Origin of the sequence: Pseudocnuella soli (genome assembly GCF_004347775.1) — a bacterium.
Taxonomy (GTDB): Bacteria; Bacteroidota; Bacteroidia; order Chitinophagales; family Chitinophagaceae; genus Flavisolibacter; species Flavisolibacter aquaticus.
Genome location: NZ_CP037755.1, coordinates 4,342,371 through 4,365,211, shown reverse-complemented (window position 1 = coordinate 4,365,211; position 22,841 = coordinate 4,342,371). Strand labels below are relative to the sequence as shown.

At 50.8% G+C, this 22,841-nt stretch carries 19 protein-coding genes; 5 read left to right on the top strand and 14 right to left on the bottom strand.

Translation table 11 applies throughout. The features are described from left to right. Positions 1-333 precede the first annotated feature (333 nt). Positions 334-933, top strand: a complete 600-nt coding sequence (locus EPD17_RS17905; protein WP_165929656.1) for a DUF4386 domain-containing protein — start codon at positions 334-336, stop codon at positions 931-933. Here EPD17_RS17905 and EPD17_RS17900 read toward each other — a convergent pair. Then, the gene (locus EPD17_RS17900; protein WP_132055887.1) at positions 895-1,476 is read right to left on the bottom strand and encodes a Crp/Fnr family transcriptional regulator; all 582 of its coding nucleotides are present in this window, start codon (positions 1,474-1,476) and stop codon (positions 895-897) included. The two genes, EPD17_RS17905 and EPD17_RS17900, sit on opposite strands and share 39 nt — an antisense overlap. Positions 1,477-1,581: 105 nt before the next feature. On the opposite strand from EPD17_RS17900, the gene EPD17_RS17895 reads away from it, so the two are divergent. Next, positions 1,582-1,932: a hypothetical protein gene (locus tag EPD17_RS17895; protein WP_132055886.1), complete on the top strand. Its 351-nt coding sequence runs from the start codon at positions 1,582-1,584 to the stop codon at positions 1,930-1,932. Between the two features lie 109 nt (positions 1,933-2,041). Here the strand turns inward: EPD17_RS17895 and EPD17_RS17890 are convergent, their stop codons facing one another. Then, positions 2,042-5,632 carry a cache domain-containing protein gene (locus EPD17_RS17890; RefSeq protein WP_132055885.1) on the bottom strand — a complete coding sequence of 1,197 codons (3,591 nt, stop codon included), beginning with the start codon at positions 5,630-5,632 and terminating at the stop codon, positions 2,042-2,044. A gap of 208 nt (positions 5,633-5,840) precedes the next feature. Between EPD17_RS17890 and EPD17_RS17885 the strand changes: the two genes are divergently transcribed. Then, positions 5,841-6,599, top strand: coding sequence for an SDR family NAD(P)-dependent oxidoreductase (locus tag EPD17_RS17885; RefSeq protein WP_132055884.1), 759 nt, complete (start codon positions 5,841-5,843; stop codon positions 6,597-6,599). 253 nt (positions 6,600-6,852) lie between these two features. Beyond that, entirely contained in the window at positions 6,853-7,365 is a 513-nt protein-coding gene (locus EPD17_RS17880) for a hypothetical protein (protein WP_114234797.1), read from the top strand. Positions 7,366-7,417: 52 nt separating this feature from the next. Here EPD17_RS17880 and EPD17_RS17875 read toward each other — a convergent pair whose 3' ends face one another. The 4 genes from EPD17_RS17875 to EPD17_RS17860 form a co-directional block, all read right to left on the bottom strand. Beyond that, positions 7,418-7,900 (bottom strand): GNAT family N-acetyltransferase, encoded by a 483-nt coding sequence (locus EPD17_RS17875; RefSeq protein ID WP_132055883.1) that lies wholly within the window; start codon positions 7,898-7,900, stop codon positions 7,418-7,420. 165 nt (positions 7,901-8,065) lie between these two features. After that, positions 8,066-10,687 carry a PKD domain-containing protein gene (locus EPD17_RS17870; protein ID WP_132055882.1) on the bottom strand — a complete coding sequence of 874 codons (2,622 nt, stop codon included), beginning with the start codon at positions 10,685-10,687 and terminating at the stop codon, positions 8,066-8,068. A gap of 23 nt (positions 10,688-10,710) precedes the next feature. Beyond that, complete coding sequence (locus tag EPD17_RS17865) at positions 10,711-11,508, bottom strand: alpha/beta fold hydrolase (protein ID WP_132055881.1); 798 nt, start codon at positions 11,506-11,508, stop codon at positions 10,711-10,713. Beyond that, positions 11,501-12,661, bottom strand: coding sequence for an Lnb N-terminal periplasmic domain-containing protein (locus EPD17_RS17860; RefSeq protein ID WP_132055880.1), 1,161 nt, complete (start codon positions 12,659-12,661; stop codon positions 11,501-11,503). Before EPD17_RS17860 ends, EPD17_RS17865 begins: the two co-directional genes overlap by 8 nt. 93 nt (positions 12,662-12,754) lie before the next feature. On the opposite strand from EPD17_RS17860, the gene EPD17_RS17855 reads away from it, so the two are divergent. Further along, on the top strand, positions 12,755-14,083 hold the full coding sequence (locus tag EPD17_RS17855) for a DUF2339 domain-containing protein (RefSeq protein ID WP_132055879.1): 1,329 nt from the start codon (positions 12,755-12,757) through the stop codon (positions 14,081-14,083). A 119-nt stretch (positions 14,084-14,202) separates the two neighbouring features. Here EPD17_RS17855 and EPD17_RS17850 read toward each other — a convergent pair whose 3' ends face one another. The 8 genes from EPD17_RS17850 to EPD17_RS17820 all read right to left on the bottom strand — a co-directional run bounded on the left by EPD17_RS17850 (position 14,203) and on the right by EPD17_RS17820 (position 22,809). Then, entirely contained in the window at positions 14,203-14,916 is a 714-nt protein-coding gene (locus EPD17_RS17850) for a uracil-DNA glycosylase family protein (RefSeq protein ID WP_132055878.1), read from the bottom strand. A 202-nt stretch (positions 14,917-15,118) separates the two neighbouring features. Further along, entirely contained in the window at positions 15,119-15,292 is a 174-nt protein-coding gene (locus tag EPD17_RS20450) for an IMP dehydrogenase (protein ID WP_262707879.1), read from the bottom strand. Beyond that, positions 15,220-16,599, bottom strand: coding sequence for an IMP dehydrogenase (guaB, locus tag EPD17_RS17845; RefSeq protein WP_262707869.1), 1,380 nt, complete (start codon positions 16,597-16,599; stop codon positions 15,220-15,222). Before guaB ends, EPD17_RS20450 begins: the two co-directional genes overlap by 73 nt. A 187-nt stretch (positions 16,600-16,786) precedes the next feature. Next, on the bottom strand, positions 16,787-17,293 hold the full coding sequence (locus tag EPD17_RS17840; protein WP_132055877.1) for a DinB family protein: 507 nt from the start codon (positions 17,291-17,293) through the stop codon (positions 16,787-16,789). 129 nt (positions 17,294-17,422) lie between these two features. Further along, entirely contained in the window at positions 17,423-18,523 is a 1,101-nt protein-coding gene (dprA, locus tag EPD17_RS17835; protein WP_132055876.1) for a DNA-processing protein DprA, read from the bottom strand. Between the two features lie 433 nt (positions 18,524-18,956). Continuing rightward, on the bottom strand, positions 18,957-20,864 hold the full coding sequence (locus EPD17_RS17830; protein WP_132055875.1) for an OmpA family protein: 1,908 nt from the start codon (positions 20,862-20,864) through the stop codon (positions 18,957-18,959). Between the two features lie 229 nt (positions 20,865-21,093). Continuing rightward, positions 21,094-21,714, bottom strand: a complete 621-nt coding sequence (locus tag EPD17_RS17825) for a 7-carboxy-7-deazaguanine synthase QueE (RefSeq protein ID WP_240040664.1) — start codon at positions 21,712-21,714, stop codon at positions 21,094-21,096. A gap of 198 nt (positions 21,715-21,912) precedes the next feature. Then, complete coding sequence (locus EPD17_RS17820) at positions 21,913-22,809, bottom strand: bifunctional 5,10-methylenetetrahydrofolate dehydrogenase/5,10-methenyltetrahydrofolate cyclohydrolase (RefSeq protein ID WP_132055874.1); 897 nt, start codon at positions 22,807-22,809, stop codon at positions 21,913-21,915. Positions 22,810-22,841: the final 32 nt, after the last annotated feature.

Here is a 22,841-nt window from a genome sequence, read left to right as displayed (position 1 = left end):
TGCCGGCCGCCTGGGGATGTTTCCCGAGTGGCCGGCATTTTTGTTTTCGTGGTTTATCGTTGACGGATCATTAGTGCTGGCGTGATGTGTTGCAAACGCAGATTATTTTGACTTAAGTCAATAGCGCTGTAAAAGCATTGCTGCAATTTGTGTGAAACAACTTGTAATGGTAATCAAAAACAAAAGCAACAGGGCACAAAGCAACGCAATCACAATAATTACAAGCAGCTTGTTGCTGATGTTTGTGTTGGGTGTGTTTGCAGAGTTTGTGGTGCGCAACAAGTTGATCTCATGGAATGATCCGGTATTACTCATACAAATATCGCTCAGGCATTGCCGCTATTCAGTGCGGGTATTGTTGCGTTTGTCGTAATCATCTTGTTGGATGTGTTGCTGGCATTTGCATTTTACGCATTGTTGAGGCCTGCAAATAACTTGATAGCAGGTGCGATGGCGGTGTTGCGATTATTATATGTGGCAATAAAAGGCGTGGCAATTGTGGGCTTGTTGTTGGCAGGGTATATATACGCTTTGCCGATAGAAGCTGCGACTGGAAACAAGGAGGCACTGGCGGTGGAGGCCATGAATTTTTTAAAAATGCACCATTACGGATTTGCAGTTGCGCTTATATTCTTTGGGCTGCACTTGGTGTTGCTTGGAACTATTCTTTTGAAATGGGGTGGCGCTGCGAAATGGATTGCCTGGTTGGTGGTGGTTGCCGGTGTGGGTTATTTTACCAATAGCATTGTTACCATGTTTCCATCGAGTGGCTCGCTGGTGCACAATGTTATCATTGCTATTTTTATTGTGCCCATGAGTTGTGCAGAAATTATTTTAGGCCTGCATCTTTGGTTTAACCGCAACCGGCTTGCTCTTTCTTTCACTACCAATCAATCAGGCCTTTTGCGCCAGCCTTTTTCGAATCCTGCTTAAAGTTTCGGGCTGTATGCCCAGGTAACTGGCCAGGTGGTACTGCGGCACCCGGTGAACCAGGTCTGGTCGTTTTTGTAGTAACTGCACATAGCGCTGCTCGGGAGTGAGGGTAATGAACGAAGCACTCAGTTCCTGGTATTTACCAAACTCGCGGCTGATGAACAGCCCCGACATTTGTTCCAACTTTGGATTGCGGGCATATAGTTCCGGTGTTTTATCCAGCCGCCCAATCACCACTGTTGTTTCTTCTTCGCAAACCCAGTTAAACGTGCTAGCAACTTTATTTGATGCACTGTGAAAAGCCACAACAGCTTCGCCTTCGGTATAAAAATCTGTGGTTCGTTCGGCGCCGTCCACAAGCTCATATTGCCGGATCAGTCCCTGCACGTTGAAGTAACATTCTTTTGAAACCTGTCCTTCCCTTAAAAGATGCGTGCCCTTGCTCAATGTTTTATAAGGCAGGTCTTGCATGATGGATGCCTTATCCTCATCGGTGAGCACTACGTATTTGGAGATGTAGTCCAGGATTGTTTGTTCCATCATAGAAAGCTTTTTATGAGCTGCGGGTTGCAATGCTTCATGCTAAAGGTTAACCTGCACTTAACGATAAGGCATCGAAATTTACTCCAAATCTTTAATACCAAAACAATGACCAGGCCCTGCACCTATCTGTTAGCCCTGTTGCTTTCCTTTACCGCCGCAACCAATCTGCATGCACAAGACGGCACATCAAAAATGGCCATACTAAGCAGCGATAGGATCACGGTTACGGATAGTGGCCGGCAAACAATCATCGAAGGCGATGCAGCTATTGTTGCAGGAACTTTAAAGATTGAAGGCGCAGATACGATTGTGCTGGATAAAGCAGCACAGAAGTTAACCGTTTATGGTCAGTGTATATTTACTTTCGGCGGCCGCATTGAAAAGTGGGACCGAAAGGAAGCGCAGCCGGCAACACTCGAATACAAGCTTGGCGATGATACTGTTTACATAAAATAGCAGCACTGGTGATTTCAGCACATTGATGCCGTCATAATGTAACAGGCATTAATATGCGCAGTTGATATTGTCTTATTGCACCATCGGCACAGGCTTTTTACAAAGAGCATTAGCCGTTGTTATTCTTTTCCTTGCTTGCAAAAATCTGCGGTAGCAGCGACGATGCGCTGCCCAGCCCGGTGATGAGTAAAATGATCTTTTGAAAAGTTGTTTCCTGCGTAAAAAACACAAAAGCGCCAATGCTCACCAGGAACACCACAAATGGTGTGCGGAAAGCCTGCCAGAATCCATTCTTATTTTTTTCGTGGTACAGGCGGTCAATGGCACCGCCATCATTTTGCGACAGCACATACCCACGAAATCCGGGACTTAAAAACTTCAGTTCGTCGCTGCTGGCAATAAGGATGCCTTTGTTGATGAGGCTATAAATTTCGGCGGAGTTGGTGTAGTTAATAAGCCCGTAACAGGCATAATAATACAGCAGGATTTTTTCGCGGTCATTGCATTCGTGCCATAGCTCGCTGTAGTTTTTGCTGCGTGCCGAAGCCTGCGCAATCACTTTGTGCTCGTAATTAAAATAGTCTTCTTTGTTGGCCAGTAGGTCGGCTTTTTCTGCAATTTCCGAACTGTAATACACACCAAACCTGCGGAAATTTTCGCCCTTATTTTTTTCCCAAACCTGACGTGCTGCATGCAAAAACCTGCTTGGAAATAAGCGGTTGGCCAGCCCGCTGATGACCCAATACAGCAGCACCGTCATCAGCACAAAACCAAGACTGCCCCAGCGAAACAGCGTGGAGATAAAGTTGTTGTAAGGGATTTGCGACGCAATGTAAATCGAGTCCTCGGGCCGTCCCATGTTTTTATACCAAAAATGCACCCGCCCCGAGTCGGGATAGCGCAGCCAGGCCCAGGCACTGTCGGCAGGATTTTGCCGCAATGAGGTGTACAGAAACTGGTTTTCGTATCCTTTGCCAAAGCCGCGGAGGCCGGTGCGGGTGTAACGGCTGTAATTGTCCCGTTGGCCCGGCACCGCTTGTGGCAAAGCCCGGTCTATGCTGTCGCGGTACACAGGGTACACGCCGGCATGCAGCAACAGGTACTCTTGCAAGGGTTTGGGATATCGGGTAAAATTTGCATCGGGTTGCCACACATTTTTCTGCCGGTCGGTAATTGCTTTGGCCAAAAACAATTGTTGTTTTTTCAGCGTTTGAAACAACTCGTTATTGCGGTCGTACCAACTGCTGATGATGGGCAGCAAAAACACCAACATGGTGAGCAGCACGGTCAGCAGCAGGCAATAGGGCTGCAGGCCGGAGCGCAGCTTTCGTTGTATGATTTGCCGGTACAAAAAATCCTTGTTCCGGTTTACCCAAAGCATGTACAAAAGCACCAGCAGGGCAATGCCGCAGATGGCCGAAAATGCTGCATCGGCCACCACGAACATGGCAAGTGCAGCGACGCCTGCCGCGGTACCAAATATGGCAAACGAGTTGCGGTTGATGCGCTCATTCCAAACCCGGTCGCGGTCGGTACTGCCAAAGGGCAGCGACAAAATTTTAATACACGATGCAATGCCCAAAATAGTAGTGACCAGCAAATACACAAACAGCCAGGTATCAAGGTGGTGATCGCGGAAAATAATGAGGAAGGTGGACAGCAATAAACCGTGCAGCAACAGGCATCCGGTGGCGTTGGTAAAATAGGAATTGGCAGCCGGCCGCGGTGTGAGCCATTTTAAATTATCGAGCGGCGTGTAGAGGTAAGGGTATGCTGAAAAATTGAACTGCACCACATACGCCACCACCCAGATAATGAGGAACGAAAGCAGGAATGCACCAAGTATGGTCAGTATGTCAATGGTCAGCAACTCCATGTTCATTACCTCGAGGTAGTTGCGGTCGAAATAAGTAACGGCATACAGCGGCAACCCTTCCACAGGCGCAATATTTACCACTTGGTTTTTGCCATACAGGCGCATGGTTTTTTCGGTGGCCTGCCTTGTTAGCAATGCTTCGGCTATATCGGCGCTGTTGCCCGATTTTTCAAAGATGTTTTCCCGCAGGTTGCGGTTCATATTGCTGTGCACCAGCACGTTGCCGCCTTCATCAATCAAGCAAAAACCATAGCCCGACGATAGCACTGTGTGGCTAACGGATGGCATGAGCGAAGAAATGGCTGCGGCAAAAGGCTGATCGTCTTTGTTCCCGTTATCGGTGTTGGGTTGCGGCTTGCTCCGCTTCGATACCAAAAACCGGAACTTGCCATCGGCCCAGTTGTACAGCGGCTGCAGGCCCATTGTATCGGATTGGGTAAACGGCACCATCAGGCCGGTGCGTTCTTTTAGGGTTTTAAAATAATCCCGCTCCGATACATCTACAAAACTTTTGTAGTTGCTGCCCAATTCTACCTTGATGATTTGCCGGCCGTTTTCGTTCATCCAAAAAACCCGGTCGAACGGGTAATAAGTAAGTGTAGCGGGTTGGGTAGCCATCCAGGTTTTAAAAGCCTGTGTGGCGTCTACCTGCGAACTGCCAATATTTAAAAACGGTGCGTTGTTCGGGTGGAACCGGCTGGCCGCTACCATTTCATCAAAAACATTGAGCTGCGCATAAGCGTCTTTTATTTCGTTGCGAAACTGGCAGCGCAGCTCGGCCGATATTGCCGCGAGGTTGTCGGACACTTGGCGTTTGCCGGCTTTGAGCAACACTTGCTGCATCAGCAGCAAGGATAGAATGGCAGGTGCAATAAAAAGCGCCACGCCCAGTAGTTTGAGATCCCTTGGCTGTAGCCGCTGGCTGCGGTCGAGCAGGAATATTTTGGCAATGGGCAGGCAGGCAATGAGGAACAGGAAAAACGCAACGATAATGGAAACATTGGCCGGCGAAAATTCGCGTTGGCGGCGCTGGTATTCTTCGGCTTTTACAAAACCGCACAACACCAAGTTGTGGTTGCCTAGGGCAAAAGGCTCAAAGAACATTTTGTACGCCTGCCCCGATAGCACCACATCCCGCACATTGGAGTGGAGCGGCCCCTGGCTGCCCACAAATTGCGTGTCGTTAAAAGTGCCGGGGCGCACACCCAGTTCCGGATCGACATACACCAGTTGGCTGGTGCTCCCCGCCGATGCCAGCAACAGGTAAGCGCTGAATAGTTCTGTTTTTTGTGTTTTTAAAATGGGCTGCAAAAAATCGGCTGCGGGTTCGCCAATGGCCACGGCAATTTGCGTGTCTTTGGGTTGGTAGAGCATGCTGTTGTTTTCAACATGCGTCAGGTTTACTTTGTCTTTGCTCAGCGCACCTTTTAGCCTTGTTGCATCGGTAGTATGCGGCAGGTTGCCCGAGGCATCCACTACCATCGCGGGGCTTTTGATCGAATCGAGCCGCTGGCGTACCCGTTCAATCAGCGAATCTTTTTTATGTTGAAAAGCTTTTGCGCCAGCGCCTTTTTCGATATCGCGTTGCAGCGGTTTTACCAGCTCGTCCAGTATGAGGCCGTAAAACTGGTGGCGGTGCCGGTTGGTTTCCTGTATGTTGGTTTTAATGTTGCGCAAAATGGTATAGCCGTGGCGGTGCAGCTCCTCGGTATTGGCGGGTATGATGCGGAAAAAAAAGAGGAATACCAGCAGTGCCGAAAACAGGAAAAAGGCAAACGAAAAGATTGCAGCACGGGTTCTGAGCGTAAGGTCGGGCAGCCTCATAATCCTACCGGATTTTTGGTGTGGTAAAAGCTAGGGCAGGAGTGGCGGGGCGGAGGGGTAGCGGAAAACGGCTGCTCAAAAGGTAGCAACAAATAACAATAATTTCAATACAGCCGCAGCCATTGTTGATAAGTGCGGGATAAGAATCAAACAGTTGGTGCCCGCTATTTTGCCGATCGTGCTCCGGTCATTGGGCTATATTTACACGGTGAAAAAAACAGTACTCATCACCGGCGCCACTTCTGGTTTTGGCGAAGCCTGTGCCCGCACATTTGCCCAGCACAATTACCGAATCATCCTGAACGGACGCCGCCAGGAACGCCTGCAACAACTGGCGCAAGACCTGGAGCAACAGTGGGGCGCCGAATGCCTGCTGCTGCCTTTTGATGTACAGGACCGGTCGGCCGTTTTTGCAGCTATCGAAGGCCTGCCGCAACACTGGCAGCAAATACATGTGTTGGTCAACAACGCGGGCCTGGCCCTAGGCCGCGACCCGTTTGACGAAGCCAACCTCGATGATTGGGAAACCATGATCGATACCAATGTAAAAGGGGTGATGTATGTAACCAAAGCAGCGCTGCCCTTTTTAATACAAACCGGCGGCAGCCAGATCATCAATATCGGCTCCACGGCCGGCAAAGAAGTGTACCAGTGGGGCAATGCTTATTGCGCCAGCAAACATGCACTGGATGCGCTTTCCAAAAGCATGCGCATCGACCTGTTGCCACATGCCATTAAAGTTACCGCGGTGCACCCCGGCGCTGCCGACACCGAGTTTTCCAACGTACGGTTTAAAGGCAATGAAGATGCAGCCCGCAAAGTATACGAAGGCTACCAGCCGCTGGTGGCGCAGGATGTGGCCGATATTGTTTACTACACCACAACGCTGCCGCCGCATGTGTGCATCAACGACCTGGTGGTAACCTCCACGGCGCAGGCCAATTCATTTTACCTGCACAAAGGATAGTTCACACATAGTTAAAGCCAATTCACACAGGCCGGCCATTGCCGGCCTTTTGTTGTGGGGTAAATTTGTCCACCCAATTGGTTAGCGGGCAATAAGCCGATGACGGCAGCCGTTAAGGGAACGCGAAACACCAAACCTGTAGAATTACTTAGGATTATTACTTAGCCTGCTAAAAATGGCCGCTAAGTATTTAATCTTCACCCATTTTCCATTTACTTTTATGCTACCTATCCGTTCGTACAAAAAGTACCCTATGTCCAAACCAATATCCCTCATGCTGGCCTTGTGCCTGTTTTTCTCGGCTGCCCGATCGCAGGATGTGATCCGGCTGCAGGAATGTAAAAGCGACTTCATCAAAGGCCAGGTCGACAGCCTTAAATCCCTTTACGCAAAAGATGGTTTTACAGTACTGAAAGAAGCATCCATTACCATGGAAAGCGAGTACGAAATGCCGGTGATCGTTCCGCTGCAGGAGCGCAGCTGGTACCAGTTTGTGTTCATCGGCGAGCCCACATCACGACTGTACGAGGTGCGCATGTTCGACTGGAACGAAAAGCAGGTGGTGTACCAAAAGAAAATGTGGGGCGATATAGATGGCAACATCATCACTTACTCATACCAGCCGCAGTTTTCGGAGTTCCACATGATCAGGCCAGTGCAGGTAAATAAAAAGCAAAAGAAAAACCTGTGTGGTTACGTAATGCTGCTGAAGAAAACAGCACCCAACGCACCGCAGCAACAACAGGGCACAGTATTCAGAAATTAATCCTTCAGTATAACATATAAAAAATGCCGCTTCGAATGAGCGGCATTTTTTATTAATGCAGTTTGTAAATAGTTTCTTCGATTTCGGTTTGCCGTGCATATGCAAAGCCGCGGTCGGTGCCTGTTTTTCGGAAGCCCGCTGCTTCCAGCACTTTTTGCGACCCGATGTTATCAAAAGCAACGCGGCCATAAATGGGCCTGGTATTTTCCAGCAGCAAAAATTGCTGGAGCGCAGCCGACGCAATGCCTTTTCCCCACCATCTTTTGTCGAACCAATAGGTGATTTCCGCATCGCCTTCCATTTCAAATTTCGAGATGCTTCCGGCAATCATACCATCAACCAGCACCGTTTGCATGTTGATGGTTGGGTTATTGAGCAGCGCCGTGTATTTGGCTAAATAAGCTTGTTTATTTGTTCCATCTTTCGAAGTAAATGCGGCCAGGTAATTGGCTTCCGGGTCCAATTGAAAAACAAACAACACATCCAGGTCGGAAAGCACCGTTGGCCGCAACAGAATGGAATGAACAGCGTGCATTGTTTGTGGTTGTCGTTTGTTTTTTGTCTTTTAGTCGAACGGCTTTGTCCGGCGGTTATGTTGTTTATTTTAAAAATAAAAAACATCCGAAAAAATTGTCCGTTAACCACTGCTGGCAACTGCAAACTCTCAACTCCCAACTCCAGACTGTCAACTCCTCACTCCCTACCGGATCAGCGTCACCGTGCCTTTTGCAAAAAACTCCTTGCCGTTGAAATCAATGCCTTTTACCACCCACACAAAAGTGCCCGATGCCTGCAGCTGGCCGCCAATGCGGCCGTCCCATCCGTCTTCACTTTTGGTTGTTTCAAACACTTTTTCGCCCCAGCGGTTGAACACCCGGAAGAATTGGATCTGCGACATACCCACGGCAATAGGCCGGAAGAGGTCGTTTTTGCCATCGCCGTTGGGGGTAAATGCGGTTGGCACAAATACCCGCGGGTCGGTTTGGAAAATGCGCACTGTAATGCTGGCCGAATCCACGCAACTGGCCTCGTTAGCCACCAGCACCTGGTAGGTCACGGTTTCCTGACTGCCATCGAACACGGCAATGGGGTTGGCAATATTGGGATTATTGAGCCCCAGGGGTGGCAACCATTGGTAAGTGCTGCCGCCCGTAGCCTGCAGTTGCAGCGGTTGGCCCACAATCACCGATGTATCGCGGCCGGCCGAGGCGTTGATCGAGGGCAACACCTGCACCAGCACCGTATCGCGGCCGGGCTTAGGACAGCCCTTATTATCATACACCGCTAGTATAAACTGCTGAGATGCGAGCAGTGGTTTGGTGGTTGGAGCAATAGCAGTTGGGTTTTCCAGCAGCGCTGCGGGGGTCCACTCAAACCTGGTTCCATCCATCGAAGCCTGCAGCTGCGCAGTATTTTCAAAACAAATCAATTGGTCATCGCCGGCAGCGGCCACCGGGTAAGGCACCACGGCCACCTTCATCGATTCGGTGGTCGTGCAGCCGCCAATAGTGGCGCTGAGCTGGTAGGTGGTGGTTGCGGCCGGTGCCGTACTGGGGGTTAAAATATCCGGATTACTCACCGAAGATGCAGGGCTCCAGGCAAAGCGCAGCCCATTGGAAACCGGTATCAATTGTATGGCGTCGGTGGCACAAATCACAGTGTCGGCTGGCATGGACAGCGATACCGAGTTGACCACCCGCACTTGCACGGTATCCTGGTTGATGCAGCCTTCCTGGTCGAGGCGCACCACATAATTGGTGGTGCTGGCCGGGAAAACCGTTGGCGTGGCCGTGTTGGCCTGTTCAATGGAAGTGCCGGGCGTCCAGGTAAAATTGCCTTGCCCAAAAGCTTCCAGCTGCAGCCGGTCGCCGTTGCAAATCAGTGTATCCCTAAACCGCAGGTCGATAAAAGGTTTGTCGGTGATGGGGATGGCTTTTTGAATCGTATCCCTGCACCCTTTGCTGCTGGTGGCGATCAGGCGCACCTGTTGCTGGCCCATGGCAGGAAATACATGGGTAGGGTTTTGCGCTGTGGAGGTTTGGCCGGGGCCAGTGCCGCCAAAGCTCCAGTTCCAGGAGGCAACCTGACCGTAAGTAGTGGTGGTGCGGTCGGTAAACTGGGTGGGTTTGTCAAAACAGCCGCCGGCAAATGAAAAGTCGGCTTTAAAATCGGGGTACACTTTTACTTCGGCTGTGGTTGAGTCGCCGCAAGGTTCGTTGCGGTTAACTACCAGTTTTATTTTGTAAGTGCCGGTATCGCCATAAGTATGCACCGGCGATTGAACCGTAGAGCTGTTGCCATCGCCAAAATCCCAGAAGTAGGTCTTGTTTAAATTGGAAGGATTCTGATTTTGAAAAGATGCGGTTAGGCTTTCGCAAAAAGAATATGATGGATCCAGTTGGGCGCCGGCAAAATCGCAGTCGGCCACGTTTACTAAAAAGTCCTTCCTGTGGATGTTGATCACTTTACCGCCCCTTGTTTCATAAGCACACACACTGATCACATAACGGCCAACAGGTGGTGCAATACCGGAAATGATACCGGTTTTGGAATCAATGGTTACTTTTTCGCCCATGGGTTGGCCTGCACTATAGCCCGAAATGTAAGGCACCGATTGATAGGGTGGGGCTGAAGGATTGATGTTGCTGGAATTGGTAGAAAGACCACCGCCATATGCTTCGCAAAACACATAACTGATCTCGTCGCCATCTTCTTCTTTTACCGAAAAATCAAGCGAAAATGGTTTGCCTGCGCAAATCCTGGACGCTAAGGTTTCAAACTTGGGGCTGCTGTTGGGCGTTGAATTACCCAAAGCCTCGGTGCCGGGTATCTGTGCCATGTAGGTCGAGCCGGTGCCATCACCAACCCGCCCGGTATTGAACACGTTGTTCATGGGATTTACGCGACAACAGGTTTGATAGGCTGCCGTATATCCTTTTGCGTTAATGGGCAGGTCGATGGTATAAGAATAATCTGCTGCGTTGTAGCTGAGTGCCGGCGGATTTACTACGCAGGGCAGCGGATTGCCGATGCTGATGGGATTTTCGTTGCCTTTAATTACTTCGGTGTACTGGTTTGGGCCAGGATACTGTCGCCCCGTGCCATTATCAAATACACCAATCCAAACATTGGGAGGCATGTCGGCGCAGGGCGCTGCGCACAACTCATCTCTAAACAAGCGCAGGGTAATCCGGTATTTATGGGTATTGGGTGCCGCACCGGGCCCCAGGTATTCGTAATACATTTCGCCACCCACAATATGCGATGCAAAAGCACCCAGTGCCGAAAGGAAAAAAGTAATTAGTAGCGCTGCTCTTTTCATGTTGGTGGTTGGCAACAATTGGTTCAATGGTGTATGGTGGTTAAAAATGCCTGCAACAGCCCGTTGCTCCGTTCCGTTTCTTCTTTCATGCCCATATGTCCCGAGTGCTCTAACAAGTGCACATGGGAAACTGCCGGCAGGTGCGCCTGTGCCAGCCCGTCGGCCATGGGCACAGCGGTGTCGTATTTCCCTAAAACAAACAAAACCGGTATTTTATTTTGTTGGAGCAGGGCGGTGCGGTCGGGGCGCTGCATCATAGACCGATAATAAGCGATCAACGCTGCTGCTGAGGCTTCTTTTACCGATTCAATATGGGCTGAAACCAACTCCGGCCGTTCGTCCCGGGTGGCCGGGCTGTACAGATTGGGCGTAGCAGTTTCCAAAAAAGCAGCAGCGCCGTGTTTTTCAATAAACTGGATTCCTTTCTGGCGGGTGGCCCGCTTTTCTTCGCTGTCGGTAAATGCGGAGGAATGAAACAGGCCAATGGCAGACAGCATTTCCGGGTACTTCTCCAAAAAAGCAAGGGCAATATAGCCGCCCATGCTGTGGCCAATGAGCACACAGCGTTCAATACCCAACTCCTGCAGCAACCCGTGTACGGCTGTGGCCAAGCCTTCCATGCTCATATCCCCAATCATTGCCGACTGGCCGCTGCCGGGAAGGTCGGGAACAATGAGGCGATAGCCCGAAAGTGCCGCCACCTGGTCGTTCCAAATGCTGCCCGTTTCACCAAAGCCATGCAGCAATACCACAGCAGGCCCTTCGCCGGTTGTGCGATAAAAAAGGGGAACGCCGGATATAGTGCGGGTTGTTTCAAGCATGACCAAAAAGTTTTCCGAGCATGCCGCTGCGCAAGGCCACGGTGGCCACCAGCGGCAGCAATGCTGTGTTGAGTTGCTGCGGCAAAAATGCCCAGGTTGCCAGCAGCCCAACGGTAATCCAAAATACGGCTTTAAAATAAAGGTGTTCCCCTTTTGTGCCCCGGCCCAATAAGTAGGCACCAAGCAGATGCGTGGGCATGGCCCACAATAGGTTGAAGTTATCTTTTGTGTCGCGGTGGTCGGTGCCTACCCACATAAACACGAGCAGCACGCCGGCCAGCCCCAACAGCACAAATAAAGAGCGATCGAAGATGCGCAACGCTTTTTGCGCAGCACCCCTTTTATAAAAACTAAGCACTAAGGCCAGCAGCAGCACGGCACCAAACACCACCGACGGCAAAAGCAGCGTGCCTTTGTTTAACGTTGACGGCATGGTGAGCAGCGGCTGCGGGTCAGTGGCAATGCGGCTGCCCCCACCGGTGGCGCCGTTCATGGCCTTGAGTAGAAAATCGGGTAAAAACGTTGCCTCGTTTTGTTCCACTTTTCTGTCGATGCGGGAACCCAGCAAAATATCGATTCCCAGTTTGCTCCAATGCTGCCCACCGCGGTCCAGGTAGGTGTGCAGCATGTTGCGAAAAGTGGTGTTGCTATCAGGCAGCACATTGGGCACCGTCACCGGCTTGCCGGCATGTGCTACAATCATGTCGCGGGCACGGGTGGTGCAGTTGTCAAACAAAAAATCGTACAGGTAAAATCGGTTTTCGGGCGTCGCGTTTTGCTGCAGCGCCATCCACAATTGTTCCTTTTGGGCGCAGGTAAGCAGCAGCTCCTGCTCCACCACGCTGCGGCTTTCGTACTGGTAGGTGTACAAAAAGTCGGCATAGCTTTCGGTGGCAAGGGCATAATTCAATTTACCCCGGATAAACTTGATATAGAAGTCGGGTGAAAACTCAAAAGTGCCGTAATTATACACGATATCGGTGCCAGCCATTGGATCCTGAACGCGGATGGCCGTATGGCCAAAAGTAGAGTACAGGTCGATGCCGGGGCTGCAGGTAAGCATGCTGATGCGGGTGCTGCACGAATCGGGCTGTGAAAAGCCAATAATAGAAATCAAAAAAAGCAGGCAGCCAAGCAGCAGGGTTCTTCTCAAGTGGGCCAAATTTGGGCGGGAAAGATAATTAAAAAAGAACGGCCCCTGCCGGTGCCGCTGTTAAAAGCAACGCAGTTTTGTTAATTTTCGGCTATGGATGAACAGGACGAGTTAGCCGCATTGCGACAGGAAGTGCAGGCCATTCGAAAGAATATGGAAGGGCAGTATGCTCGCCTGCAACAGATCGAAACCCGCATTGCGCAGTTGCAGGGTGGCAATGCTCACAAATATGTGCAACCGTCGTCCGCGCAGCCAAAAATCACACTCGAGAATTTTATCGGGTTGCGGCTCATACACATCGTGGGCATTGTGGTGCTGGTGATTGGTGTTTCCATTGGGGTAAAATATGCCTTCGACCGCAACCTCATTTCCGAAACCACCCGCATAGCGCTGGCCTATGGCGCAGGTGCGTTGCTGCTCCTTTTTGCCTACCGATTGCGCAAAGATTATGAGCGGTTCAGTGCCATCCTGTTCAGTGGTGCCATGGCCACTTTTTATTTTACCTCTTATGCGGCGCATGTGTATTATGGGCTGCTACCTTTTGCCGCGGTGTTTGCGTTAATGGTGCTGCTCACCATTTTTACAGCATTTGAAGCGGTACGTTACAAACGGCCGGAAATTGCTTTGCTGGGATTGATTGGTGCGTACGGCATTCCGTTTTTGGTGAGCAAGAATTCGGAGCGTGCCGACCTGTTATTTCTCTACATCCTCATCATCAATTGCGGTGTACTTTTTTTGCGCATCAAAATGGACTGGCGGGTAGTGGGGCAGGTGGCGCAGGCACTTACCTGGCTGCTGTTTATTGGATGGAGCAGCACCCGTTTTACCTCTGCGCAAACTGGTTCGGCAACCACATTTCTTATTGCTTTTTTCATTCTGTTTTCGATAATGGCGCTGTATGCTGCCTGGCGGCAAAAAGAAAGCGCCAGACCAGCCGATGCTTACCAGCAGGTGCTGAATAATGCAGCGTTATATTTTAGTGCGTTGTTTGTTTTTTCGCCGGCCCAAAGCGATGCGGGCCTTGCGGCTGTAAGCATTTGTTGTGCCCTTTTTGCAGCGTTGCAGGGTGGCCTTTTTTATAAGATTCTGCCGGCGTCCCCGTTGCTGCGGCAAATGCATTATATGTGGGCAGTGGCACTGGCGGTGCTGGCTGCGGCTTTTTACCTCGATGGGCTACCGGTAACGCTGCTATGGCTGCTGCTGGCAGTGGGTATGTTTGCACTGGGCGCCATGCTGCGCGAAAAGCTGTGGCGGCTGGCCTCACTGGCGTTGATGGCGCTGACGTTAATCAAACTGCTTGCACTGGATAGCCAGCGCTTTTCGGCCGGGCATAAAGTGGTGGCTTACGTAGTGCTGGGTTTGCTGCTGCTGATCGTTTCGTTTTTTTATCAAAAATTCCGGCAGCGGTGGTTTGGAGAGTAATGAAGTTTCAGGTTTAAAGTCTAAAGTTTAAGGTTAAAGGTTGTTCAATTGGTTCAATGTGTTCAATGGCTTCATCAGTTTTTGATGTTGGCTGTTCTCTAAACATTAAACATTAAACTTTAAACCTTCTTCGGCAACCAGGTTTGGTAGCGTTCCCTGCGCTGGAGCGGGCTGATGCCGGCCATTTGCTCGGCGAGTGGCGATGGGGAAATAAGGGTAACAGTGTGCATCATGCGCTGAACGCCGGCCGCATCGGTATACATAAATTGCCTGCGGCGGGGCCGGCTTTGCTGGATGATCTTCATGCCGCTGAGCCGGCCGTTTTCTTTTAGGAGCCGCAGCGTTAAAGATTCGGCGTTTACTTTCCCTGAAGAGGAAGTAAAATATAGCGTGGCAATGGTTGGATGGCTATCCAGGGTGCGGATGATGCCGGTATTCAGTTCAATATTTTGCAGGGCCGTATCCATGGCGCTGCCGGTAGTAGTGCAGGCAAAAATAGCATCGGATAGGGCCAATTTCAGGTCATCGAGCAGGTGCATGCGCTGCTGCACGGCTTCTTCGGTGCGGGCATACAGGAGCGGCGTTTGGTAAATAAGTGAAAGGTCTTTCCAAAAGTTATTGTCGGCGCTGCCGTAAAAGAAATCAACATCGGAGGAGCGCACCCTGCCAAATGCTTCGCGGATAAGCACGGATGGAAACGTGCCGAGCAGGAGCGCCGTGGCGCCGGCCGGTGTGTACCAGCCGCGGGCAATGTAGCGGTGCTCCACACGGATTGCCGCATTTGCGGCTCCATTGAACGGAGCATTGGGGCCTAAGTTTTCTGCGTTGATCATAAACATCGTTTTTGAAAAGAGTGATCAACAACACCTTACAATTTTCAAACCTTTATTTGCCCCATAGCGAACCAGCCGTACAAGTGTGCGACGCAACAGGCGATCAAACGAGTTGCAACAGTTGGCTCCATAAAAAAGATTCCATCTTTTGAAGAGATGGAATCTTTGATGTTGTTTAGGACGCTGCTTTTACAACTTTGGATTATTTCCTGCTATAATTGGGTGCTTCCCTTGTGATCTCTACATCGTGGGTATGGCTTTCACGCATACCGGCGTTGGTGATCTTTACAAAGGTTGCCGCTTTCAGTTCTTCAATGTTTTTGGCGCCGCAGTAGCCCATGCCGGCACGCAGGCCGCCCACATACTGGTACACAATTTCGCGAAGCGAACCCTTATATGCCACACGGCCTTCGATGCCTTCGGGTACATATTTTTTACATCGGCTTCGGGATCCTGGAAGTAGCGGTCGGAGGAGCCGGTGGCCATGGCGCCCAGCGAGCCCATGCCGCGGTATTCTTTAAACTTGCGGCCTTCGTAAATGATGGTTTCGCCGGGGCTTTCTTCGGTGCCCGCAAAGATGGAACCCATCATCACACAATCGGCGCCGGCAGCAAGTGCTTTTACCATGTCGCCGGTGTAGCGGATGCCGCCATCGGCAATAAGCGGAACGCCGGCTTTGCGCAGCACCGAATGGGCCTGCATAATGGCGGTAAGCTGCGGCACACCTGCACCGGCCACAATGCGGGTGGTGCAAATAGAACCCGGGCCAATGCCCACTTTTACGCAATCGGCACCGGCATCAACCAGCGCCTGTGCGCCTTCGGCGGTGGCGATGTTGCCCGCAATTACGTTGATGTCTTTAAAGGCTTGTTTTACACTGCGCACCGAATCAATAATGCCTTTGGAATGACCGTGGGCACTATCAAGACAAATAACGTCGACGCCTACATGTTGCAGTGCAGCCACACGGTCCAGCAGATCGCGGGTAACACCAACGGCGGCGCCTACCAGCAGTCGGCCCTTGCTGTCTTTATTGGCATTGGGGAATGAAGTAACCTGTTGAATATCGCGATAAGTAATGAGGCCAATGAGTTTGCCGCTGCCGTCCACCACGGGCAGCTTTTCGATGCGGTTTTGGCGGAAAATGATCTCTGCTTTTTTCAGGTCGGTGCCTTCCGGAGCAGTGATGAGTCCTTCCTTGGTCATTACCTCGCTAACGGGGCGCTGCATGTCTTCTTCAAACCGCAGGTCGCGGCTGGTGAGGATGCCCGTTAGTTTGCCTTCGCCATCTACAATGGGAATGCCGCCGATTTTATTTTCCCGCATCAGGCGCTTGGCATCGCCAATAGTAGCGTTGTGCAGCAGCGTAATGGGGTCGATGATCATGGCGCTTTCGCTGCGTTTTACCTTGCGCACCTGCTCGGCCTGCCGTTCGATGCTCATGTTTTTGTGCAGGATGCCGATGCCGCCTTCGCGGGCCAGCGCAATGGCCAGGGCCGCTTCGGTAACGGTGTCCATTGCTGCAGAAAGCATGGGAATGTTGAGCGAAATGTTTTTGGTTAATCTTGTTTTGATCTCAACGTCGCGGGGAAGAATTTCGGAATAAGCCGGAACCAGCAGTACGTCATCAAATGTCAAACCTTCGAGGAAGTTGCGTTCGGTGGGGTTGTTATTTACAGCCATGTGCAAAGATAGGGGAACCGGCAAATATCAAACATCGACGAAGAAAAGGAACAGATGAACAGACGAACACAGAATATCGAACCGGTGAAGTAGGGAAGCAGCCCGTGCCTTAAAAAATACAGGGCTGCAAACGGGCAGCCCTGTAGGTGTACAAAGGTTTTATATGGGTAAAAATGATGCGCCCTAATTATTGGCGATCCCAAAAGGGTGGGGGCTCCACGCCCAGTGCCCGCAGGTACACATAGCCTTGTCCGCGGTGGTGAATTTCATTGTCGATAAAATACAGCAACGTGGAGTAAACCGGTCCTTCGTACATGCCAAATGCTTTGTCTACCTGCTGCATGCGCTCCGGTGTAAGTGCGGGCCACAGTTCGTCTATCTGCTGCGTGGCGGCATCCCAGCGCCGCAAAATTTCCGCTTTGGTTTTGGGCCAGTCTTCGCCCACATGGGCCAGTTCTTCCATCGTTTTCCATACGCCGTGTGCCAGGCCCGGCATGCCTTCCGCCATGTCGAGGAGCTCAAGGGTAATGTCGGCAAAGCTGCGCATGCCACCGATGGAAAAAGTGGCGAAATGTTCATCTGGGAAAGCCGCAATCACCCGGCGGGTAAGCCTTCTGTTGCCTTGCCAGTATTGGAGCAATTGATCGGGGGTAATGTGGGCGCTGGTGGTTTCTGTCAGTTGGAGGGTTTCCATTTGTAAAACGTTTTTGGTTTATGCATACAAAGAAACCAGCCCCCACTGACAGCCCTATGGCAGTGCCACTTTGGTAGATGAAATATTTTTAAAAAAAATGAAAAATGCACTGGTTCAAACTGGTAGCAACTAAGCCAGCTTGTACATTTTTCCGGGCAGCGATTGCACCACGTTGGCCAATTCAAGATTTAAAATAGCGGCTGCGGTAGTGCTGCTGCTAAAGCCCGAACGCAGGTTGATTTCATCGATGTGCACCGAATCTTTTTGCTGCAGCATCGCCACTACCGTTTGTTCTTCGGGAGTCAATTCAATAAATAAAACGCGTTGCGCTGGTTTGGCTTTTTGCGGTTCTGTTTGCCAGCCCAAAGTTGTCATGAGTTGTTCGGCATCTGTAAACATGGTGGCGCGGTTTTGCTGAATGAGGTGGTTGCAGCCGCGGCTTTTTACATCGGTGGTGCGGCCGGGCAGCGCCAGCACATCGCGGTTGTAGCCATCGGCCAGTTGGGCGGTGATCATGCTGCCGCCGCGGATATCGGTTTCAATCACCAGCGTTGCATCGCTCATGCCTGCAACAATGCGGTTGCGCAGTGGGAAATTATGTTTGTCCGGTTTAGTGCCGCTCCAAAATTCGGATAGCAGGCCGCCATCACCCAAGGCCATTTCGCGGGCCAGTGCATTGTGCTGGTGCGGGTAAATTTTATCGAGCCCGTGGCCCACTACGCCTACCGTTGGCAAGCCGTTTTTGAGGGCTGCTTTGTGTGCAATGGCATCAATGCCAAATGCAAGACCACTTACAATGAGCACACCATGCGCCGCCAGGTCGGCAATGAGTTGTTCGGTGCACTTTTTACCATACTCCGTGTTGGTGCGGGTGCCAATGATGGCCAGTATTTTGGAATTATTCAGATCGGCATTGCCGCGGTAAAAAAGCAGGGAAGGCGCATCGGTACAATGCAGCAGGCGTTGCGGGTAAGCAGCATCGGTGAGGAACAGCGGTTTTATTTTAAACTGTTCTAAAAACTGCAGCTCTGCTTCCGCTGCGCCAAAATCATTAAAGGAGCGAATGGCCGAAGCCCGCACTGCGCCGATGCCTTCGATGCTTTCGAGCTGGTGCTTTTTTGCTTTGAAAATAGCGGCGGCTTCGCCAAAATGCTGCACCAGTATCTTGGTTTGTACAACACCAATTTGTGGGATCTGGCTAAGGGCCAGCTGATAAAGCAGTTCGGTCATGAGCAGTTAGTGGTTTGTGATTGACGATTGACGATTGACGATTGACGATTGACGATTGACGATTGACGATTGACGATTGACGATTGACGATTGACGATTGACTAATGGCGGCGGTTAAGATAGAAAATGAATGGGGTTGGTGCAATTGGCGGGGTAAATAAAAATGTTTGATTGGAGTTTTGTAGGGTGGTGGAAAAACAAGTGGCGGCCTGGTTGTCAGATCGCCACTTGTGGTTTATTGCTGTTTGTAATTATTGAACGCTTTCATTGATAGTGGAGCTTGCTTCGGCGCATAAGGAGTAGGATTAATGACAACCACTGCTGCGCCTCGCAATGACGGCGGGATGGCAATGCTGGTATGGAGTTGTATTCATCACTATAACCTCAAACCCTTAACTCCGAACTATCAACTATCAACTATCATCTATCATCCCTACTTTCCCACAATCTTCAGCTCCGTACGCCGGTTTTGTGCACGGCCGGCATCTGTGTTGTTATCGGCAACGGGCACGGTGGCGCCAAAACCTTTGGCCTGGAGGCGTGCAGCCTCAATGCCTTTGCCGGATAGGTAAGTGGTAACAGCCTTGGCGCGGTTGAGCGAAAGGGTTGCATTATCGGCGGCTGAACCGACATTATCGGTATGTCCTTCAATCTGGATTTTCAGCGATGGATTTTCCTGTAGCAAAGCCACCACGCGGTCCAGTTCGGCCTGCGATTCGGGCTTGAGGTTGTATTTGGCTACATCAAAGAAAATATTGCGCAGCACTACCGATGCATTGAGCTCAATGGGCTGCAGTGGAATGTCTTTCTGATACGTGGAATCTGCAGGTTTTTGTTTCAGTGAAAAATTATCGGAGTAAAACAGGTAGCCTTTGCGGGCCACATTGAACGCATAGTCTTTGCCCAGCGGCAGCGTGATGAGGTAATTGCCCGCTTCATCGGTTTGCACCCGCGAAAAAGATTTGTTCGTCGCCAGGTCAATCAACTCCACAGCCGATGGCAAACCGGCCGTAGTTTTTTGGTCAAACACTTTGCCTTTTACCCACAGTGTTTTTGCGGGCCGCACATCGGGGCGCAGCTCAAAGCGGTAAATATCCAGCCCGCCGCGGCTGTCGCTGCGGTCGGACGAATAGTAAGCCGTTTGCCCGTCGGCTTCTACAAAAAGCGTTGCTTCGTTGTTGATGGTGTTGATGGGATAACCCAGGTTTTGCGGTTGCGTCCAGCCGGTATCGGTGCGGCGCACCACGAAAATATCACCCTCGCCATAGCCGGGCCAGCCGTTGGATGAAAAGTATAGCGTTTGTCCATCGGCGTGCATAAACGGACAGGCATCTTCGCCTGCGGTGTTGATGCCCGGACCCATATTTTGCGGCTCGCCAAAGCGGCCGTTGGGCTGTAGGTACGACACGTAAATATCAGAACCGCCGTAGCCGCCGGGCCTTGAGCTGGCAAAATAAATGGCCCGTTTATCGGGCGACAGGCAGGGCTGCGATTCCCACGAATCGGTATTAATTTTTGACCCCAGGTTAATGGCTTCGCTCCAGCCTTGCGGCGTTTTGTAGGCTACGTAAATATCGAAACCACCATAGCCGCCGGGGCGGTCTTTGCCGGCAAATACGAGCCACTGCCCGTCCTGCGAAATGATTTGTGCGCCTTCGTTGTTGGGCGTGTTGATGCTGCCATTGAGGCGGAATGCGGGCTGCCAGCCAGCCCCCGATTTTTCGCTGATATAAAAATCTTCGTCGCCATCCCTGCGGGTAAAAATCATCTGGTTACCCTCCACCGACATCGATGGCCAATATTCCGACGCAGGCGAGTTGATGCTGCTGCCTAGGTTTTCTGGTTTGAACACATAATTTTTAGCGGCATCGGATTGTGCAAATTCCACGGCAAACTGGTACGATTTGCGGCGATACTCCGCGGCCTTGCGGGTGTTGGCGCCAATGCCGGGGCGGCCCAGCAATGCATTGGTTACCTGGAGCGCCTTATCAAACTGGCCCATACCCGCCAGGTTGATGGCGTAGGGCAGGCGGAAATCGGAAGTATAGTTGGAGTCCAGCGCAAAAGCTTTTTCGTAAGCTGCCACGCTTTGCTCGTGTTGTTTCATTTGCCCGTACACACCACCCAGCGACAGCCACGCTTCCACATAACCAGCGTCTTTTTGCACAGCATCTTCCAGCAATTTTATAGCACGGGGAAATGCGCCGTTCTCGGCTTGTTGCATGGCTTCGTTGTAGGCAGCCACGGCTTTTTTGGCAACCTTATCGGGATTGTATTGTGCCTGCGCTGCCTGGAATAAAAAAACTGCGGCAAAAAGGAATAGGGTGCACCGGTTTTTCATGCATTGAAGATAGGCCGTTCGGTGGTGCGGCGGAGAAGCGAAGCACGATTTTAATACGAGTTTAGAAGTTTGCGGTTTATAGTTTACGGTTTGAAGTTTAAGGTCTAAGGTTGTTGCGTCGGTATGTAAATACTGTAAAAGTTAATTGCCTGTTTGAGGCGCTTTTTTGCAGTAACAGAACAAGATGCAGCGGCCAACTTTAAACCTTAAACTTCAAACTTTAAGCTGCTTATGGCACATTGATGTACTTATGTACCTGTAGCGATAGCTGCCATTGCGGGTTGGCCTTGATATAATCAATGATCAGCGGTGTCATTTGCGCAGCCTTGCTCCACTCGGGTTGCAGGTACAGGCGGCAGTGCGGCGCCACATGTGCAGCCCATTGTTCGGCCCATGCAAAATCCGATTTATTAAACACCACAATTTTTAGTTCGTTGGCAACCGCAAGCACTTCGGGCAGCGGTGCTTTGAATTTTTTGGGCGATAAAGTGATCCAGTCCAACGTGCCGCTCAGCGGCGATGAACCCGATGTTTCAATATGGGTGCGGATACCAACACTTTTCAACCTGTCGGTTAGTTCGGAAAGATCGTGCAGCAGTGGTTCGCCGCCGGTGATGACCACAATTTCGGTAGGTGTTTCCTTAACGGTTGCCACCAGGTCTTCTACCGCCCAATGCGGGTGCTTTGCAGCATCCCAGCTTTCTTTTACATCGCACCACACGCAGCCCACATCGCATCCGCCGAGGCGGATGAAATATGCGGCTTTGCCCATATAAGCACCTTCACCCTGCAGGGTGTAAAAGTGCTCCATTACAGGCAGCGTTGTTATTGTTGTTGCTATTTCAGTCATGATTTTTATATACAGCAATGAATAACGAGCAGACGGATGAGCATGATGAATGATTAATTATGGATTATAAATTATTGAGGGTTCAGCCAAATTCATAACTCATAACTCCTAATTCATCATTCAACATTCCTTGTTCCTTGTTCGATATTCTCCTCGCCTTCTTCTGTTCGACATTCCTTGTTCGCCTGTTCGATATTCCTATTCGCTTTCCGCTTCTTCGTAATGTTTTTGGGCGCAGGATTTAAAAGTATTTTTCATCAATGCAGCAATGGTCATGGGACCAACACCGCCTGGCACCGGTGTAATGAACGAGCACTTGGGCGCCACTTCATCATAAGCCACATCGCCCTTCAGTTTAAAGCCCGATTTTTTGGTGGCATCTTCCACGCGGGTAATGCCTACGTCAATTACAACCGCGCCGTCTTTTACCATATCGGCGGTTACAAACTCTGCGCGGCCCAGTGCGGCAACAATGATGTCTGCATTTAGGCAAAGTTCTTTCAGGTTGGGCGTATGCGAATGGCACAAGGTAACCGTGCAGTTGCCGGGATTGCTGTTGCCACTGAGCAAAATGCTCATGGGGCGGCCTACGATATTGCTGCGGCCAATGACCACGGCGTGCTTACCTTTTGTTTCCACTTTATAATGCTCCAGCAGCAGCATAATGCCGTAAGGCGTTGCGGGTACAAATGTACTTTGTCCCAGCACCATGCGGCCTACGTTGGATGGATGAAAACCATCCACATCTTTGCCGGGATCAATGGCGTTGATCACTTCATCTTCCGAAATATGTTTGGGCAGGGGCAGTTGCACCAAAATGCCGTCCACATCGGGGTCGCTGTTCAGTTCGCGGATGGTTTCGAGCAGTTTTTGTGCAGTGATATTTTCTTCGGCCCTGATGAGGGTAGATTTAAAACCAACTTCTTCGCAGGCCTTCACTTTTGCGGCTACATAAGTTTCCGATGCGCCGTTGTTGCCCACCAGGATGGCCGCCAGGTGGGGTACTTCTTTTCCTTGCGACGCAAGCTGTGCTACTTTGATCTTCAACGAATCCTTGATGGCCTGAGCGGCTTCCTTGCCGTTTAAAATTTGCATGGCGCAAAGGTAAAGTGAGGCAGTGCTACCTG